This window comes from Nostoc punctiforme PCC 73102 (genome assembly GCF_000020025.1).
Classification (GTDB): domain Bacteria; phylum Cyanobacteriota; class Cyanobacteriia; order Cyanobacteriales; family Nostocaceae; genus Nostoc; species Nostoc punctiforme.
Genome location: NC_010628.1, coordinates 5,136,996 through 5,153,593, shown reverse-complemented (window position 1 = coordinate 5,153,593; position 16,598 = coordinate 5,136,996). Strand labels below are relative to the sequence as shown.

Annotated in this window: 14 protein-coding genes and 1 pseudogene; 10 read left to right on the top strand and 5 right to left on the bottom strand. The window is 41.6% G+C overall.

The window, feature by feature from the left end:
* The first annotated feature begins 91 nt into the window (after positions 1-91).
* Positions 92-1,177, top strand: a complete 1,086-nt coding sequence (hppD, locus tag NPUN_RS20715; RefSeq protein WP_012410449.1) for a 4-hydroxyphenylpyruvate dioxygenase — start codon at positions 92-94, stop codon at positions 1,175-1,177.
* Between the two features lie 103 nt (positions 1,178-1,280).
* Positions 1,281-1,973: an HAD family hydrolase gene (locus tag NPUN_RS20710; RefSeq protein WP_012410448.1), complete on the top strand. Its 693-nt coding sequence runs from the start codon at positions 1,281-1,283 to the stop codon at positions 1,971-1,973.
* A 148-nt stretch (positions 1,974-2,121) separates the two neighbouring features.
* Here NPUN_RS20710 and NPUN_RS20705 read toward each other — a convergent pair whose 3' ends face one another.
* A complete protein-coding gene (locus NPUN_RS20705) occupies positions 2,122-2,751 on the bottom strand; it encodes a CPP1-like family protein (RefSeq protein ID WP_012410447.1) in 630 nt (209 codons plus the stop codon).
* A gap of 622 nt (positions 2,752-3,373) precedes the next feature.
* Here NPUN_RS20705 and NPUN_RS20700 point away from each other — a divergent pair.
* Complete coding sequence (locus NPUN_RS20700; RefSeq protein ID WP_041565535.1) at positions 3,374-4,093, top strand: response regulator transcription factor; 720 nt, start codon at positions 3,374-3,376, stop codon at positions 4,091-4,093.
* A 656-nt stretch (positions 4,094-4,749) separates the two neighbouring features.
* Here NPUN_RS20700 and NPUN_RS20695 read toward each other — a convergent pair.
* Positions 4,750-4,941 (bottom strand): annotated as a pseudogene (locus NPUN_RS20695) (DUF2811 domain-containing protein); the annotation flags it as partial.
* Here NPUN_RS20695 and NPUN_RS20690 point away from each other — a divergent pair.
* Positions 4,940-5,269 carry a hypothetical protein gene (locus tag NPUN_RS20690; protein ID WP_041565534.1) on the top strand — a complete coding sequence of 110 codons (330 nt, stop codon included), beginning with the start codon at positions 4,940-4,942 and terminating at the stop codon, positions 5,267-5,269. The pseudogene NPUN_RS20695 and the gene NPUN_RS20690 sit on opposite strands and share 2 nt — an antisense overlap.
* Before the next feature lie 143 nt (positions 5,270-5,412).
* Positions 5,413-6,711 carry an MFS transporter gene (locus tag NPUN_RS20685; RefSeq protein ID WP_012410444.1) on the top strand — a complete coding sequence of 433 codons (1,299 nt, stop codon included), beginning with the start codon at positions 5,413-5,415 and terminating at the stop codon, positions 6,709-6,711.
* 8 nt (positions 6,712-6,719) lie between these two features.
* Here NPUN_RS20685 and hisIE read toward each other — a convergent pair whose 3' ends face one another.
* Positions 6,720-7,370 carry a bifunctional phosphoribosyl-AMP cyclohydrolase/phosphoribosyl-ATP diphosphatase HisIE gene (gene hisIE / locus NPUN_RS20680; RefSeq protein WP_012410443.1) on the bottom strand — a complete coding sequence of 217 codons (651 nt, stop codon included), beginning with the start codon at positions 7,368-7,370 and terminating at the stop codon, positions 6,720-6,722.
* 100 nt (positions 7,371-7,470) lie between these two features.
* On the bottom strand, positions 7,471-7,659 hold the full coding sequence (locus NPUN_RS20675; RefSeq protein WP_012410442.1) for a ChaB family protein: 189 nt from the start codon (positions 7,657-7,659) through the stop codon (positions 7,471-7,473).
* Between the two features lie 106 nt (positions 7,660-7,765).
* Between NPUN_RS20675 and hemL the strand changes: the two genes are divergently transcribed.
* Positions 7,766-9,064 carry a glutamate-1-semialdehyde 2,1-aminomutase gene (hemL, locus tag NPUN_RS20670; RefSeq protein ID WP_012410441.1) on the top strand — a complete coding sequence of 433 codons (1,299 nt, stop codon included), beginning with the start codon at positions 7,766-7,768 and terminating at the stop codon, positions 9,062-9,064.
* A 647-nt stretch (positions 9,065-9,711) separates the two neighbouring features.
* Complete coding sequence (locus NPUN_RS20665) at positions 9,712-10,617, top strand: polysaccharide deacetylase family protein (protein ID WP_041565533.1); 906 nt, start codon at positions 9,712-9,714, stop codon at positions 10,615-10,617.
* Between the two features lie 132 nt (positions 10,618-10,749).
* Here the strand turns inward: NPUN_RS20665 and NPUN_RS20660 are convergent, their stop codons facing one another.
* Entirely contained in the window at positions 10,750-11,580 is an 831-nt protein-coding gene (locus NPUN_RS20660; protein ID WP_012410439.1) for a fasciclin domain-containing protein, read from the bottom strand.
* 723 nt (positions 11,581-12,303) lie between these two features.
* Here NPUN_RS20660 and NPUN_RS20655 point away from each other — a divergent pair.
* The 3 genes from NPUN_RS20655 (at position 12,304) to NPUN_RS20645 (ending at position 16,571) form a co-directional block, all read left to right on the top strand.
* On the top strand, positions 12,304-13,098 hold the full coding sequence (locus tag NPUN_RS20655) for a glutathione S-transferase family protein (RefSeq protein ID WP_012410438.1): 795 nt from the start codon (positions 12,304-12,306) through the stop codon (positions 13,096-13,098).
* A gap of 176 nt (positions 13,099-13,274) precedes the next feature.
* On the top strand, positions 13,275-15,005 hold the full coding sequence (locus tag NPUN_RS20650; protein WP_012410437.1) for a helicase HerA domain-containing protein: 1,731 nt from the start codon (positions 13,275-13,277) through the stop codon (positions 15,003-15,005).
* Between the two features lie 582 nt (positions 15,006-15,587).
* Entirely contained in the window at positions 15,588-16,571 is a 984-nt protein-coding gene (locus NPUN_RS20645) for an RNA polymerase sigma factor, RpoD/SigA family (protein WP_012410436.1), read from the top strand.
* Positions 16,572-16,598 lie beyond the last annotated feature (27 nt).

The window sequence follows — 16,598 nt, the reverse complement described above, 5'->3', positions numbered from 1 at the left end:
ATATAATTCTTGCTTAGGTCAGAAGTGAAAATCTAGCAAAAGAGGCAAAATTCACAGATATATAAGCTGTTATGCTGGATTTTCAATATCTATGAAAATTGATCGCGTTCATTTCTATGTAGAAGATGCCAAAATTTGGCGGGATTGGTTTGTACACCATCTTGGTTTTCAATCAGTAGCCGATCGCAACAGTTCGTTTCACACTTGTACAGAAGTGGTGAAAAGTGGTGCTGTCTGCTTTTTTCTATCTTCACCACTGTTACCCACAAGTCCAGTAGCAGAGTTTTTGCGTAAATATCCACCTGGTGTGGCAGATGTCGCTTTTGCTGTGGAAGATGTAGAAGCTGCGATCGCACAAGCTCAAAAACATGGTGCTACAATCTTACAACCCATTCAGGAACGCCAGATAGGTACGGCATTTCTCAAGTGTGGCAAAATTGCCGCCTGGGGTGGACTTACTCATACATTAATAGAAAGGTCATCAGTGATTTGTCCGTCGTCATCTGTAACTAACACAAATGACAAAGGACAAATGACAAATGACAACACTTTTACCGCCATCGATCACATTGTGTTAAACGTGGCAGTTGGTGAATTGGATCGTGCTGTCGCTTGGTACGAAAATATCTTAGATTTTCAACCCCAGCAAGCATTTAAAATTAAAACCAATCGTTCTGCTTTACACAGCCAGGTGATGGTTTCGCATAACGGCAGCGTCCAACTGCCAATTAATGAACCAGCTTCCAAAAATTCCCAAATTCAGGAATTTTTAGATGTCAATCGGGGGCCAGGTATTCAACATATTGCCTTACGGACAACTAATCTGGTGAGTGCGATCGCTAAATTTCGTGCCAGTGGTTTACCTTTGCTCTCAGTTCCCCAAACCTACTATTCACAGCTAAAACAGCGTTCAGGACTCACGCTATCACCTCTAGAACTAGAAGCAATCGCTCAACAGGAAATTCTTGTGGACTGGCAAGAATATACTCCCGTAGGGACACAACAAACTGCACCCCTACTACTGCAAATTTTCACCCAGCCTATTTTTGAACAGCCGACATTTTTCTTTGAGTTTATTGAACGCCGTTTCCAAGCTCAAGGTTTTGGTGAAGGTAACTTTCGTGCCTTATTTGAAGCCATTGAAAGCGAACAAATCAAACGTGGTACCCTGCAATAATGCCTGAGTACAAAATATCAATTGAAATTCAGCTAGACTTGATACCCTCAAAAAATAGCCATACATCTGAGATAATTTTAATAAAAATTAACTTTTTCCGCCGATGCTAAGACTTATTACTGACTTCGACGGCCCAATTATTGATGTTTCCGAACGGTACTACCGTGTTTATCAATTCTGCTTAGAGAAAACTCGTCGCCCAGATCAAGTAGTGCAAGAACTTCCGAAAGCGGAATTTTGGCAGTTAAAGCGATCGCGCGTTCCCGAAAAACAAATTGCCTTCAATTCAGGGTTAGACGAAGCCCAAGCCCAAGAATTTGCCCAGTTGCGGCGGCAAACTGTGCATACAGAAGCTTATTTCAACTATGACACTCTCGCGCCTGGTGCTGTGGATGCACTGTTAAAAATTCAAGAAGCGGGAATTGATTTGGCAGTTATGACGATGCGCCGAGTTCGAGAACTAGATTATGCTTTTAAAAAATACGATTTAGGGAGATTTTTCCCAGAAAATCGTTGTTATTGCTTGAGTAACGACTACGTTAAAACTCGTGATATTGAAGATAAGCCCTTGTTAATGGCTAGGGCATTAAAAGAACTGCCCCCGGCTGCTGATACCTGGATGGTGGGAGATACGGAAGCCGATATCACCGCAGCTAAAAATTATGATATTAAGGTGATGGCTGTGGAATCTGGTATCCGCGATCGCACCCAATTGGAACTTTACCACCCCGACTTAATCGTTAAAGATTTCAGCACTGCTGTAGATTTAGTCTTAAAACCTAAACACCTTGTCTAGAAAGCCTCTGTAGCTCTAACAGATTGAATTAATCGTACAAATTAAAGCAGGAGTCAGAATACATATTCTGACTCCTAACTCTATATCTTTGAGAAGAACACACATAAACCATGTATTCTTTATAGAAACTTGCCTACAAGCTAGTGGTTTACCGTAGAAAACTACTAACCAACCACAACAATATAAACGTTACGACAGTAGAGAATTGATTCGTTCCCAGATTGGTGAATGATGATATTTGTGGTAAGAGCCAGCTAGCAACTAGTCCCCCAGCGATTAAGCCAATGATTAAACTTATCAGGGTAAACAAAACTGCTCGGCCAAATTTGCCTTCCTTGCGATTGAGGAAGTAAATACTGGTGCCTACCCCAACCACCAATGCTAACTGCAAAACCTGCTCGCCTCCCTCTGGATAAAACAAGCTGATAGAACTCAAACCAAGAAACCAAGCTCCTGGTAAAAGTATATCCGCAGGTGTTGGCTGATCCAGCATCCGTTGCAGCCATGCAGGTGACTGATCACGAGGTGTTGGACTTTCTTTAGGAGGTGATTGCACTCGCAACTCTGGAAACCGGATGCGCTCAGGAACTTTAATTTTACCTTCCTGGCGCATCCGTAAGCGATCCATTAAAATCGCATCGTAAGCCGCTTCAATTACTTCTAAATGCTTTGCATCGCCACTATGTTGCTCGAATAGGCGATTACGAGCATCCTGAATTTCATCGAAGCTAGCCTCTTCTGATACCCCAAGTTTTTCGTAGGGATTTTGATCGCTCATGGGAGTTTGTTACTTCAGCCTCAGTCAGCGGCAGTCTTTTGTCGAATAAAAAACAGTTTTAGGTTTTGTTTTAATCGAAACTAAAGTCTCGACCTACTTTTATGCCCTACCAGGATAGTAGCACGGGTTAGTTTGATTGACTTTGTAATTTCAACTATAGTCACTTTAACATATCGCTATAACTCCGTGTATACCCTCATGTCGTTGCTTAATTCTGGCTTTAATCTAGAATTTGAACGGAGAGTACCTAAAATCCAGAGTTTTTATGAAAAAATCAACTTTACTGCTTTCAATTTGGCAAAATTACTGTGCCCTAATAAAATTTTTTTAATTATACTGAATAATCGCTTGTGGTATATATCCGCATATCGATTTAAAATTGAAACGTTTTAAGTTGCCATCTAACTAGAACTATTACGGCTAAAGTCAGAGCGCCTATCTACTGTGGCTAAAAGAAGTTTCGCGTTTTCATCGCCCACATTTCTGATTACAGTATTTATTTGTGAACGATCGGGATTCCCATACCGTAGCCATGTAGATTCTTAGTTAGTCCCAAAGTGGTAACTGCGTTTTTACGCAACCCTCTTGTTAATCTTACGAATTTTTGTGCAAAGTAATGGTCATGGCTCCTGCCAAGATTCTTGTAGTTGACGACGATCCTGCGGTTCGGAATTTAATCCAACGCTTTTTGATTAAACAGAACTATCAGGTGGAGGCTGCCGAAGATGGAAAGACAGCCTTAGCTCTATTTGAGCAATTTAACCCTGATTTGGTGATTCTAGACGTGAATCTACCAGATGTAACGGGGTTTAACCTTTGCCAAGAGATGCAAAGTCGTAATGGTGTTTTTGTTCTGATGTTGACTAGCCGTGCTGACGAAGCTGACAAAATTCGCGGCTTTGCCAAAGGTGCTGACGACTATCTCACCAAGCCTTTTGGGTTGGGAGAGCTAGAAGTCAGAGTCGGAGCGATTTTGAGACGGCAGCGAGTGATAACTACTGCCGAGCAGAAACGCTTGGTATTTGAAAAACTGATGATTGATCCGGTGCGACGGGAGGTAGCACTTAATAACCAAGCAGTACCCTTAACTGCGCTGGAATTTGACTTGTTGCATTTTTTAGCGAGTCATCCAGGTCGAGTTTGGCGACGGGCAGAACTAATCCAAGAGGTGTGGGACTATGAATATGTCGGCGACCAACGGGTTGTAGATGTACATATTGGTCAAATTCGCAAGAAGATTGAAATTGATGCTAGTCAGCCAGCATTAATTCAAACTGTACGTGGCGTAGGGTATAAGTTTGAATCTCCTGCTCACCCCCAACATTTGGAAGCCAAGTCCTGAGTCTATAGTCTAGAGTTTTTTAACTCTTGACTGTTGACTCTTGGGGTAGTTATTAGTGAATTTCTTTAGCTTTAGTAAAAGACAAATTTAGACAATCAAACATACATAGATATTGCTCAAATACTGACCAGACAGTTATTTGAAATATCGGTTTATCCGTTTCAGACAGTGGACAGTAAAGAAAGTCCGCTGGAAAATATTTCTTTGGATCTGACTGTTTTGGCAGATATGTGCTTAGGTAAAGTTTTTAGGGGCGCATAGCTTGTCAATTTAACCTGAAATCGGCGCTGTAGAAACCGCATCTACACGGGACTTTACCTGCCTTTGCAGGTTTCAAAACAAGGAGCTTAAGCCCCTTGTTTTTTCTTGCCCAGGCTCTAAGTTGATACTAATGTAAAAATACGTATACGCAGTAGGAGCAATTCATAAGTTGCCCTTGCTGCGTATAGTTTTGAGCAAGTTATAGAGCAGAATCTACTGATCCTTTTGTAATATTGCCCCGATATGCTTAATCGCTATTAGATCAAATCCCATTTATGGGGCACGGTTTGCCGTGCCCACATTTAGAGTATGAGCGAGAATAATGCCCGTACCTATGGGGTATCTAATAGATTAGCTGTTGCGGGTGAATCGATGCTGGGCGTTTCTACTGAGGAGTGGTGGAATAAAGTTTCCAGATAAACTCGGGCAGCCCGGCGATCGCTATCCCCATTTTGGAGTAAAAACAATGATAGTGCCGCCGTCAATACCCTATTTTCATCCCAATCAGGATGGGTTTCTAAGTAGTTTTTTAAGGATTCGTGGAGTGTTTCGGGAATTTCTGTAAAGATGCTAACCGTTGATTTCATGAGATTTTCCTCCTATGAGGATAATCAAGAGGGACAAGTTGCTTGCGGTGAAGCGGCTTATGGCTTCCTCACCACTCTTTTGCCAGCCCGACAATCTACGCCCGCATCTCAGGTAATATATTTTACACATTTGATGCCAACGGTTGAACGAATTACAAAAGCAAGCCGAATCATTGTGCGCCAAGAGGGGGTGGGTTTGTCAATGCTGCGAAATGTTAAAAACGATTGTATAAAAAATAAATACAAACGAAATAATAGGCTCAAATGCCTATTATTTGTTACTTTACTTTATAAAAACTCAGTCCTTGAAGTTATTCGCCACTGTTAATTAACAATCCCCAGTCAGAGGGTAAGAAGCCCATTAGTTCGTAGCGAACCTGTGGAAAACTGCTAAAATCCCTGTGGAAACCCTGTGGAATGAGTGAGAAAAATAGCAGCCAATGATAAGAATTACAAAAATGTCACCAAACTATGACATCTAAACTCATGAAATTAGCTTCTCAATCTCAGCTATCATCGTGGCTGCCCTCAATACATCCTCAAGTCTGGATTTTTGCAATAGGTAGATTTCTCTCGGAAGTTGGAACTGGCTGTACCCTGTTTTACGCCCCCATCTTTTTTGTGAATGAAGTTGGTTTATCTGCAACCAGTGTTGGGGTAGCCTTGGGTAGCGCCTCGATTTCCGGCATTGTAGGGAGGATTGTAGGTGGTTCTTTGGCTGATTCTGAACACTGGGGCCGTCGCCGCACTTTGTTGCTAGCGACGGCGATTTCAGCAATTGCTTCTTTGGTTTTAGCTGCAACCAATGATTTTACTATTTTGGTAATTGGTAGCTTGATTAGCGGTTTAGGTATAGGTTTCTATTGGCCGGCGGCTGAAGCTGTTGTTGCTGACGCTAGCCAGATTGACAATCGCCGCGAAACTTTTGCGATCGCACGACTGGCTGATAATCTTGGGTTAGCGATCGGAATTGCGCTTGCTGGGTTTTTAATAGCGGTAATTGGGAGTTATCGATGGCTATTTGTCATTGATGCCATCTCTTTTCTGATGTTTTTTGGGGTTGTCTATGTGGGAATTAGTAAAACCGAACAACAGCAAATGGGGGAATCTGAAAAGACGGCACATTTTGCTTCTTGGATGGCAGTATTAAGCGTAGATGCGAAGCAGCTTGTCGCCAGACATCGCCGTTTCCTGGTCTACATCGCAGTTAATATATTCTTTACAATCTATATTTCTCAAATCCATAGCACCCTTCCACTTTACTTGAAAAACTTTGTTGTCAAAAGTACTACCGAAGGATTTGCTCAAACTACTATTAGCGTTCTATTTGCTTGGCATCTGGTGCTAGCTATCATTTTTCAGTTGCCTGTCACCAGTTTCTTGAAGCGTTGTTCTCACACACTGGCACTCACTGTTTCCGCCATTCTTTGGGGAGTTGGTTTTGGACTCATTTGGGTAAGCGGTACTGCCCCATCTTATAATTTAGCTTGGGTAGCATTGGCATTGGGAGTATTTGCAGTTGCAATTGTTTCTTATACTCCATCTGCCGCCTCTTTAGTGACTGAGTTAGCCCCGGAAAATCAACGTGGCGTTTATTTCTCCGTCAATGCCGTGTGCTGGGCTATTGGGTCTTTTATTGGTCATCCTTTGGGTGGATGGGCATTAGATCAACCGCCAATTATTACCAATACTTTCTGGCTAGGATTCCCCTTGAGTGTGCTGATTGTGGTGGTGATTTTACAGTATCTCAATCGGATTTTGCCTGAGTAGAACCGACTCTATTGACGACGTTCTTGCAACTTACGATACACAGATTTCAAATCAACTTGATGATGAGCTAAGGCAACCAAGGTATGATATAGCAAATCAGCCACTTCACCTGCGATCGCATCTGCTTCATCATCCTTAAAAGCCATTACCACCTCGGCGGTTTCCTCACCGATCTTTTTCAAAATTTTGTTATCGCCACCTGCGAATAACTTACAGGTATAAGAACTTTCAGTAGGATTGTCGCGGCGATCGCATATTATTTGAAATAATTGCGACAACGCATCCCCTGGTGGTGAAACAATATTCCCTTCTATTTGGTGAAAGCAACTGCGTTCTCCAGTATGGCAAGCAATGTCTCCTAATTGCTCTACACCTATGAGCAAGGCATCACTATCACAGTCATAACGAATACTTTGCACTTTTTGAATATGTCCAGAAGTCGCACCCTTGTGCCATAATTCTTGCCGGGAACGGCTCCAAAACCAAGTTTCTTCAGTTTCTAAAGTTTTTTGTAACGACTCCTGATTCATCCACGCCATCATTAGGACAGTACCATCCAAATAATCTTGGACAATTGCAGGCACTAAACCCCGTTCATCGTAGCGAATTTTTTCAACAGGGATGGCGTAATGTAGCGATCGCAAATCGTTAGAAGACATACCAGCTAGTTTGCTCTAATGAGAATAACTTATGATTTACGATACCATTCTGAATAGAGCAACTGGTATGTTTTTTTGAATTTAACTATCTTATCTAGCTCTAAACAAGAGCATTGTGTTCCATTGCAGACTGCATTTTTACAGCACTTAAAGCAACTTTATGAGCTTTTGATGCCTCACCATACCAATGGATGGCCGAGTTAAAAGCTGCTCGGTAAAGATCCTGGTATGCTTCAGATAATCGAGTTTGAATATCTAGAGGCAAGTCTTTGTTGGACTTGTATAACATATTGTTATTTTTTTGGTTCAGTTAATTCTATAGGATAGAAATTCTAAGCAATTTTTAACCCTATCCTGAGATAGAGCTTTTTATTGTCCACTGTTAGGAGAGAACCTTGGTAAATACCACAATTAAAACAACAAAATCACAAGAGGTCTTCGCCGCTGCTCAAAACCTCATGCCCGGAGGAGTCAGTTCTCCAGTTCGTGCCTTTAAATCTGTAGGTGGACAACCCATCGTTTTTGATCGTGTTAAAGGCGCATATATTTGGGATGTAGATGGCAACCAATATATAGACTATGTAGGTACTTGGGGCCCAGCTATTTGCGGTCATGCTCATCCAGAAGTCATTGCAGCGTTGCATGAAGCTTTAGAAAAAGGCACCAGTTTCGGCGCTCCTTCAACCCTAGAAAATGTTTTGGCAGAAATGGTCATTGATGCCGTTCCCAGCATCGAAATGGTCAGATTTGTTAACTCTGGAACTGAAGCCTGTATGGGAGTTTTGCGGCTGATGCGGGCTTTCACCAACCGAGACAAAATCATCAAGTTTGAAGGCTGTTACCACGGACACGCCGATACCTTTCTCGTGAAGGCAGGTTCTGGTGTTGCCACACTTGGCTTACCAGACTCACCAGGAGTTCCGAAAGCGGCAACTAGCACTACTCTAACCGCACCTTACAATGACCTAGAATCTGTCAAAGCCTTGTTTGAAGAAAACCGCGACGAGATTGCTGGCGTTATTCTTGAACCAGTTGTTGGTAATGCTGGATTTATTGCACCCGACGCAGGTTTCTTAGAAGGATTACGGGAACTCACTCACGAGTATGGAGCCTTATTGGTATTTGACGAAGTGATGACAGGCTTCCGCATTGCTTACGGTGGCGCTCAAGAAAAATTTGGCGTTACCCCCGATTTAACAACCTTGGGCAAAGTTATTGGTGGTGGTTTGCCAGTAGGAGCTTATGGCGGTCGCCGAGATATTATGTCAATGGTTGCCCCTGCTGGCCCCGTATATCAAGCTGGAACTCTTTCTGGTAATCCCTTGGCGATGACTGCTGGTATTAAGACTTTAGAATTGCTGCAAAAACCAGGTACTTACGATTATCTTGAGCGGATCACTAAAAAGCTAGCAGATGGTTTGCTGCAAATTGCTAAAGAAACTGGTCATACAGCTTGCGGCGGTCAAATCAGCGCGATGTTTGGTTTATTCTTTACCTCTGGCCCAGTTCATAACTACGAAGATGCGAAAAAGTCTGATACAGCCAAATTCGGACGCTTCCATCGGGGTATGTTAGAACGTGGTGTTTACCTAGCACCTTCTCAATTTGAAGCTGGGTTTACGTCTTTTGCTCACACTGAAGAAGACATTGATCAAACTTTAGCAATAGCACGGGATGTAATGTCTAGTCTGTAAGTTGTTAAGGGATTCCCAAATAAAAAAGTATCCAGTTACCTCTTGTGGGTGGGGATATTGTCTACCATTTTGCGGGGTAGATAATCTTGCCCACCCCACAAAAATGAATCCTTACTTTGATACCCGCGTTTTGCTCTCTTACTCACTCAGCATTCAACAGTGCTGAATCTAAAGCCTTATTTGCAGAACCTTCAGCAAGCCAATGCTGTTGATCCATCTTGTGTAGTAGGGGATCAAAGAAATTTGTTAACGTGTCTGTACTGTAACGTTATCACTCAAATAAGGTCACACCTTTGTCATAATTTCGCAATGGCTTCGTCAATGCGATATGCAATATTTAAATTATATTAAGTATATTCATGTTAACAAGGTAAAATTAATTGCCTTTTATAGTTATCTAAATTCCCCCCATATCTCGTAGTCTACGAAAACTAAGGCACAAGAAGGCTCTCACCTGGCTGGTGAGGGTTTTGTTTATAGATATTTAGATATCCGTAGAGTAAGGCATTTTTTCGGAGTCAGGGTTAGAGCTAACTTTAAAAGATATTAATAATCATGCTGTAGTTTGCATGACAATGCTTATAAGAGTGTAAAAACTACCAGAAATATTGTGAAAAAAATGGTTCTACCCTTGAAGGAGCTATGAAGTGGAGGACAATAAGTCATTTTTTGGTGTACAAAAAATATTAATAGCGTTGCTTGTCTTGAGTACCACCACGATGATGTTTATCAAGTCAAGATCATCTGAGGCCCAAAGTACAGAAAATATAAATGTAAACAATCTACCAGCCAAAGTTGGGGCCCAACAGCAGATTGAAGAATTAAAAGCAACGATGCTTAAAATTTGGCAGCAACAAGCACAAATAAAGGGCCTTTCCTATGGTGTGCCACCAAGCTTTCAAGGAGCAATAGTTGGTGCGGCAAAACTTACTCCCCAACAGAAAGTAATTGCTCTCACCTTTGATGATGGGCCATGGCCTGAAAGTACCGCCCAGGTACTAGATATTCTCAAACAAAATCAAATCAAAGGGACATTTTTTGTCATTGGGCAGAATGTAAAAAATTATCCAGGCTTACTGAAGCGAGAAATTGCTGAAGGTCACGTAATTGGTAATCATACTTGGCACCATTGGTATCAATTTTTGAATCCACAAGCAGCCGCTTATGAAATTGACCACACAGCAGACCAGATTTATCAAGTGACAGGGATTAAAACGAATCTATTTCGACCACCAGGGGGAATCATGCACAATGGAGTGGCTGATTACGCTAAAAATAGCAAATATGCCATTATCCTTTGGTCATCTGACTCTGTAGATTACTCACGTCCTGCTGTACCAAAGTTAATTAATAATGTGTTCAGAAGAGCCAAGCCAGGTGGCATTGTGTTGATGCATGATGGTGGTGGTAATCGCTCTAAAACTGTACAAGCTTTACCAGAAATTATTGCCAACTTTCGGAAACAGGGCTATAGCTTTGTTACTATCCCTGAACTTTTAGAAATGCAAGATCAAGACCAAAAGCTGATTGCAAACCAAAAGCAAAACCATTAGGTGGAGTTGCCAATTTAGCTCACCGTTATTACAATACAAAAAACCGTCCAAAATTAACATTGAACGGAATGTTTATGTATTAATACTTTATTCTTACCTAATTCTGTTACTGATTGTACTAATACCTACAAGCTACAAGTCAGGAGGCAAAATTACCTGATCGATTGCGTGGATCACACCGTTACTGGCTGTGATATCTGGTTGTGTAACCTTAGCATCATTGACAGTTACACCAGTGGAAGGATCAACCTTAACGTTGATTGCGCCACCTTCAAGGCTTTTAACTTCACCAGATTTTAAATCAGTGGACAACACCTTACCAGGTACTACATGGTAAGTTAAAATCTTGAGCAATACTTCCTTGTTAGCTGGGTTTAACAATTCTTGCAAAGCATCTGCTGGCAACTTAGCAAAAGCGGCATCAGTGGGTGCAAAAATAGTTAAGTTATCTTTGCCTTGCAAAGCTCCAGTCAACCCTGCTGCTTTCAAAGCCTTGGTTAAGGTTGTAAAAGAAGCGTTTGACTCTGCCAACGCTAATAGGTTTTTGCCTTGATTGTCACTTGCCCCTGGGCCTGGTGGAGTTGTAGTAGGTTTCTCTCCGGGTTGAGTTCCCGGGGTAGTACCTGGTGTGGCGGGTTTTGGTTCAATAGGTGTAGCGCTACCACCACGGTTATAAGGAGGCTCGTTGAAAATACTGGGTCTGGGATTTGTTACACTACCTTTCTGCGCTACTTGTTTGCGCTTGGTATTGCCCTTTTGTGTTTCGGAAGCAGCCTCAGTAGGTGTGTATTGAGCGTTTACTTGAAGGCGTTGACCCTTGTTATAGGGGGCTTCGTTGAAAATACTGGGGTTAGGATTTAATACCTCTTTGGCTTCAGATGGTAAAGTAATGAGAAGGCTTAAACTAGTGAATCCTGCTATGCCTGCCAACGTGGTCAGAAATTTGCTGTTATTTGTCTTCATAAATTTTGTTTGTCTTTTTGTCCATACATTACATAAAGATTTATAACATTTTGCTATGCACAAAATCTAACCAAAGAGGGAAGTAAAATTTTTCCTCAGAAGACTTTTTGCTAGCAAAGTAAAATATATAACCTCGGATCAAGCTGATCGGTATGAAATATATCTATCACATATTTTATGTAATGAGTATATTTTCTCTGTCACGCTGATAAAGAGTTAAAAAACCTCACTTGGTGTAGCCTCAACTCTAAAAGAGTGTGAAAGTTTTACATATCCAAGGTTTCGGTCACAATAAACTGTGAAAAAAACTGTACTAAAAAGCCAATCTATATATAAATTTGTACGTAACTTTACAAGTTTAAAAAATACTGAATCCCATATAGGGCAAGGCTATATATCTGAATTAAGCATTAATTATTCAGCCAAACCACAGATAATTTAGTTTAACAGTGAGGGAAATTAAATCAACTGCTGAATATTTGCAACTGAGCGGTTAAGTTTATTTATGTATCCCGAAATAAATTATTTAATTATTTTATATTTGAATCGGAAAATAATAATTTTGAAATTGATGATTTTGCCAAAAACTAGACATGAGTTCAATCATAATTCCAGTTAGATCGGACAAAAAGCAACAAAAGCAACTAAATGTAAAGAAAAATTACTTTAACTAAAGATACAATTGTAAAGTTTAAGAAGTTGACCAGTTATTAAGTATACGATATGCTGGAATTATACCAATGGGAACTATCTCAATACTCAGAAAAAGTGCGCCTAATTCTAGATTTTAAAGGACTAGATTACCGCAAAATAGAAGTTACGCCTGGGATTGGACAAGTAGAACTGTTCCGGCTGACTGGTCAGAAACAAGTCCCAGTATTAAAGGATCGTAATAAATATATTGCGGATTCTACGGAAATAGCTAAGTATTTAGACTTAGAGTATCCCGATCGCCCCATAATACCCCAAGATCCCAAAAAACGGGGTTTAACTTTATTGATAGAAGAATGGGCGGATGAATCTATAGGTATCAAAGGTAGGAAAGCGCTATTTGCAGCTGTAAGTCAAGATCAAAATTTCCGCAAGTCTTTATTACCCACCTCAACACCAGATATATTTAAAAGTCTGGTTGGAGGAGTACCTACTGACTTACTGACAGTGTTGGGTTTTGGGGTAGGTTATAGTCCAGATGTGATCCAGTCAGCGATCGCATCTTTAAAACAAGACTTGGAAGCTCTAACGTTATTATTGGCAGATAGTCCTTATTTAACTGGAGATGAGCCGACTTTAGCTGACTTGTCAGTGGCTGGCTTATCGATATTACTCAAGTTCCCTCCTGGACCCTATCTGGATTTACCAGCTTCTATTAGAGGAAAAGGATTGCCAATCTTTTCAGAGAATATAGATTATGAACCATTCTTTACCTGGCGCGATCGCATTTACGCTCAATTCCGTAAACCATTAATCAGTACCACCTCAGCCGCAGGGGGTGCGCCAACTTCGATTCAGATTGATTAGGGCATTGGGCATGGGACATTGAGTTATTCCCTCACACTCCATAACTCTTGTACAGACGCGATTAATCGCGTCTCTCTGCCGATTTTGGATTTTGGATTGAAGGAAAAATCTAAAATCTAAAATCTAAAATTGAATGACTATTAAGATATCGCATCAACAATCATGTAATTAACTAGATGAATTCGGGACAGCCATTAGGTTCGGTTATTCAAGGTTCTCTAACTGAAGGTTTAGAAGTACGATTGCATCCTGACATTTCTGTGGAAGATATGCGGGTTGGTAAGTTTCTTGTTGTGCAAGGGATGCGATCGCGCTTTTTTTGTATGCTTACAGATGTAGCATTGGGAGCTGCTAATGCACGAATTATTGCTAATCCCCCCAGTTGGGAAGACACTTTTTTACGAGATGTTTTAGCTGGAAGTGGTACTTATGGTACTATCAACCTCGCGCCGATGTTGATGTTCACTCCCGAAGTGGAAGAATCTTTCTCCCCAACAAACGGCAAATCGGCAAATCCCTTCATCCCATCAGTAACGGGTTTGGCTTCCTTTGTGCCACAAACCAGCACGACGATGGAATTGTTGCCTGTTAAAACTATTCCTAGCCACTTTAGTCAAGTTTACGAAGCCAGTGTTGACGATTTTCGCCGCGTGTTTGGTTGGGAAGATGACCCCCAAAGGCGAAATTTTTCCATTGGGAAACCTTTGGATATGGATGTGCCTGTTTGTATCGATTTAAACCGCTTCGTGGAACGGAGTAATGGGGTTTTTGGGAAATCTGGTACTGGTAAATCCTTTCTGACGCGACTACTTTTAGCAGGCGTTATCCGTAAAAGTGCAGCAGTAAATTTGATTTTTGATATGCACTCTGAGTATGGCTGGGAAGCCGTCGCAGAAGGAAAGAACGTCAATACAGTTAAGGGATTAAAGCAACTTTTTCCAAGTAAGGTAGAAGTTTATACACTCGATCCCGAATCGACAAAGCGTCGGGGTGTGCGTGATGCTCAAGAACTGTATTTGAGTTACGAGCAAATAGAAGTTGAAGATATTAAGTTATGTAGCCGAGATTTAGGACTCTCTGACGCAGCCCTAGATAATGCCAATATTCTATATAGTGAGTTTGGCAAGTCTTGGATTGTCCAACTGCTGAACATGACTAATGAAGAAATCGAGATGTTCTGCGACGAGAAGCGCGGACACAAAGGCTCGATTATGGCATTGCAGCGCAAACTCTTGCGGATGGACAGCTTGAAGTATATGCGAGCAGTCTGCCCCCAGAATTACATTAGTAAAATTGTGCAATGTCTGGAATCTGGGAAGAATGTTGTGATAGAATTTGGTTCCCAGTCTAATATGCTCTCTTATATGTTGGTGACGAACATGATCACCCGACGTATCCACGAGCATTACGTCAAAAAAGCAGATAAATTCCTGCAAAGCAAAAACCCTTGCGATCGCCCCACGCCGTTGATGATTACCATTGAAGAGGCACACCGTTTTCTTGACCCGGCTATCGTACAAAGCACTATCTTTGGGACTATTGCCCGTGAGTTGCGGAAGTATTTTGTCACACTTTTGGTAGTTGATCAACGTCCATCAGGCATAGATAATGAAGTTATGTCCCAGATTGGAACTCGCATTACCGCTTTACTTAATGACGAAAAAGACATTGACGCGATTTTTACGGGTGTATCTGGTGGTAGCGGACTGCGATCGGTATTGGCAAAGTTAGACTCTAAGCAACAAGCTTTAATTTTAGGTCATGCCGTTCCCATGCCCGTAGTAGTACGTACCCGTCCTTACGACGCAACTTTTTACGAAGAAATTGGTGAGCCAGCCTGGGAAGAAAAACCTGACGCGGAAGTATTCGCTGCTGCTGAACTCGCCAAAGCTGACCTGGGATTTTAAATAGTTATTTGTCATTGGTCATTTGTCCTACCCTACGGGAAGTCACTGATTAATCTACATCAAGATTAATCCGTTACCGACCAATGCCCAATTCCCAATTCGTAACATCCCTCCATCCTCACAAGAAATTAAGTTCGGTTATCCGGCTACTTTTTGGCAACAGAAGAGGGGTTTTTGGGGTCACTATAGATATAGTCAGTAATTTCAAGGAAGCCTAAATTTTTTTCCAAACGACTAATTTTGGATTATAATTGAAAGTTTTATCTTAAGATACTTTACTATCTGCCTGATTTATCGTAATATAAAACCAAGTGGAACTCATACCGACTTCGGATTTACTCCTTGCTCTCAGTAACTACCTAAAGTAAGAATTCTCAAAAATAACCAGTGTGCTAATAAGAGATTGAAAATTTAGGGAAGTAGGGGAACCTATCTTAGGGGCTTAACGTCTTAAAAACGTCTATATCAATTGAGAATTGTTTTTAGTAGCTCCTAATATTTCATGATAGATTTACTACCTTTATCCATCCATTTTAGTAAGAAAACATACATTTTATTTACGGAGTAGAGGACAACGCACCAATGCCTACTGTCAATACCCAAACGGAAAATCTCAACACCAGATTCACGGCTGATATGGTGCGAACCTATCTGCGAGAAATTGGCCGTGTACCACTGCTAACCCGTGAACAAGAGATTGTATATGGGAAGCAGGTTCAACAAATGATGACGCTCATCGATGCCAAAGAGGTTTTGGCGAAGAAACTGCACCGCGAACCGGATATGTCAGAGTGGGCTGACGTGGTTCAACAATCGGAAACTGAAGTACAACAAACAGTAGCTCAAGGTAAGCGGGCAAAGCAAAAAATGATCGAAGCGAATTTGCGCTTGGTCGTTGCTATTGCAAAAAAATACCAAAAGCGAAATATGGAATTTCTGGATTTAATTCAGGAAGGAACACTAGGATTAGAGCGGGGTGTGGAGAAATTTGACCCAATGAGGGGTTATAAGTTTTCGACTTACGCTTACTGGTGGATTCGCCAAGCTATTACCCGCGCGATCGCTCAACAAGGACGTACTATCCGGTTGCCGATTCACATTACCGAAAAACTGAACAAAATCAAGAAAGTACAGCGTGAGTTGGCTCAAACCTTGGGGCGATCGCCCACTCCAGCCGAAATTGCCAAAGAACTGGAACTAGAACCTGCTCAGATCCGCGAGTACCTGAATATGGCGCGTCAACCAGTGTCTTTGGACGTTAAAGTTGGCGATAACCAAGATACTGAGTTGCAAGAAATGCTCGAAGATAGCGGGCCATCACCAGAGTATTACACCAACCAGGAATTCTTACGCCAAGATTTGAACAACCTGCTAGCAGAACTAACCCCGCAACAGCGAGAAGTTTTAGCTCTACGCTTTGGTTTAGAAGATGGTAACGAAATGTCATTGGCGAAAGTGGGTGAGAGATTGAATCTCAGCCGAGAACGTGTCCGCCAGTTAGAGCATCAAGCTTTAGCTCATCTGCGTCGCCGTCGCGCCAATGTCCAAGAATACGTTGCTAGTTAAAGATGGAGACGCGAAATCCCGCGTCTC

What these genes read in the sequence shown, in the direction of transcription:
- hppD (WP_012410449.1), top strand. Translation starts at nt 92, where the DNA reads ATGAAAATTGATCGCGTTCATTTCTATGTAGAAGATGCCAAAATTTGG.
- NPUN_RS20710 (WP_012410448.1), top strand. Translation starts at nt 1,281, where the DNA reads ATGCTAAGACTTATTACTGACTTCGACGGCCCAATTATTGATGTTTCC.
- NPUN_RS20705 (WP_012410447.1), bottom strand. Translation starts at nt 2,751, where the DNA reads ATGAGCGATCAAAATCCCTACGAAAAACTTGGGGTATCAGAAGAGGCT.
- NPUN_RS20700 (WP_041565535.1), top strand. Translation starts at nt 3,374, where the DNA reads ATGGCTCCTGCCAAGATTCTTGTAGTTGACGACGATCCTGCGGTTCGG.
- NPUN_RS20690 (WP_041565534.1), top strand. Translation starts at nt 4,940, where the DNA reads ATGAGATTTTCCTCCTATGAGGATAATCAAGAGGGACAAGTTGCTTGC.
- NPUN_RS20685 (WP_012410444.1), top strand. Translation starts at nt 5,413, where the DNA reads ATGACATCTAAACTCATGAAATTAGCTTCTCAATCTCAGCTATCATCG.
- hisIE (WP_012410443.1), bottom strand. Translation starts at nt 7,370, where the DNA reads ATGTCTTCTAACGATTTGCGATCGCTACATTACGCCATCCCTGTTGAA.
- NPUN_RS20675 (WP_012410442.1), bottom strand. Translation starts at nt 7,659, where the DNA reads ATGTTATACAAGTCCAACAAAGACTTGCCTCTAGATATTCAAACTCGA.
- NPUN_RS20660 (WP_012410439.1), bottom strand. Translation starts at nt 11,580, where the DNA reads ATGAAGACAAATAACAGCAAATTTCTGACCACGTTGGCAGGCATAGCA.
- NPUN_RS20655 (WP_012410438.1), top strand. Translation starts at nt 12,304, where the DNA reads ATGCTGGAATTATACCAATGGGAACTATCTCAATACTCAGAAAAAGTG.
- NPUN_RS20650 (WP_012410437.1), top strand. Translation starts at nt 13,275, where the DNA reads ATGAATTCGGGACAGCCATTAGGTTCGGTTATTCAAGGTTCTCTAACT.
- NPUN_RS20645 (WP_012410436.1), top strand. Translation starts at nt 15,588, where the DNA reads ATGCCTACTGTCAATACCCAAACGGAAAATCTCAACACCAGATTCACG.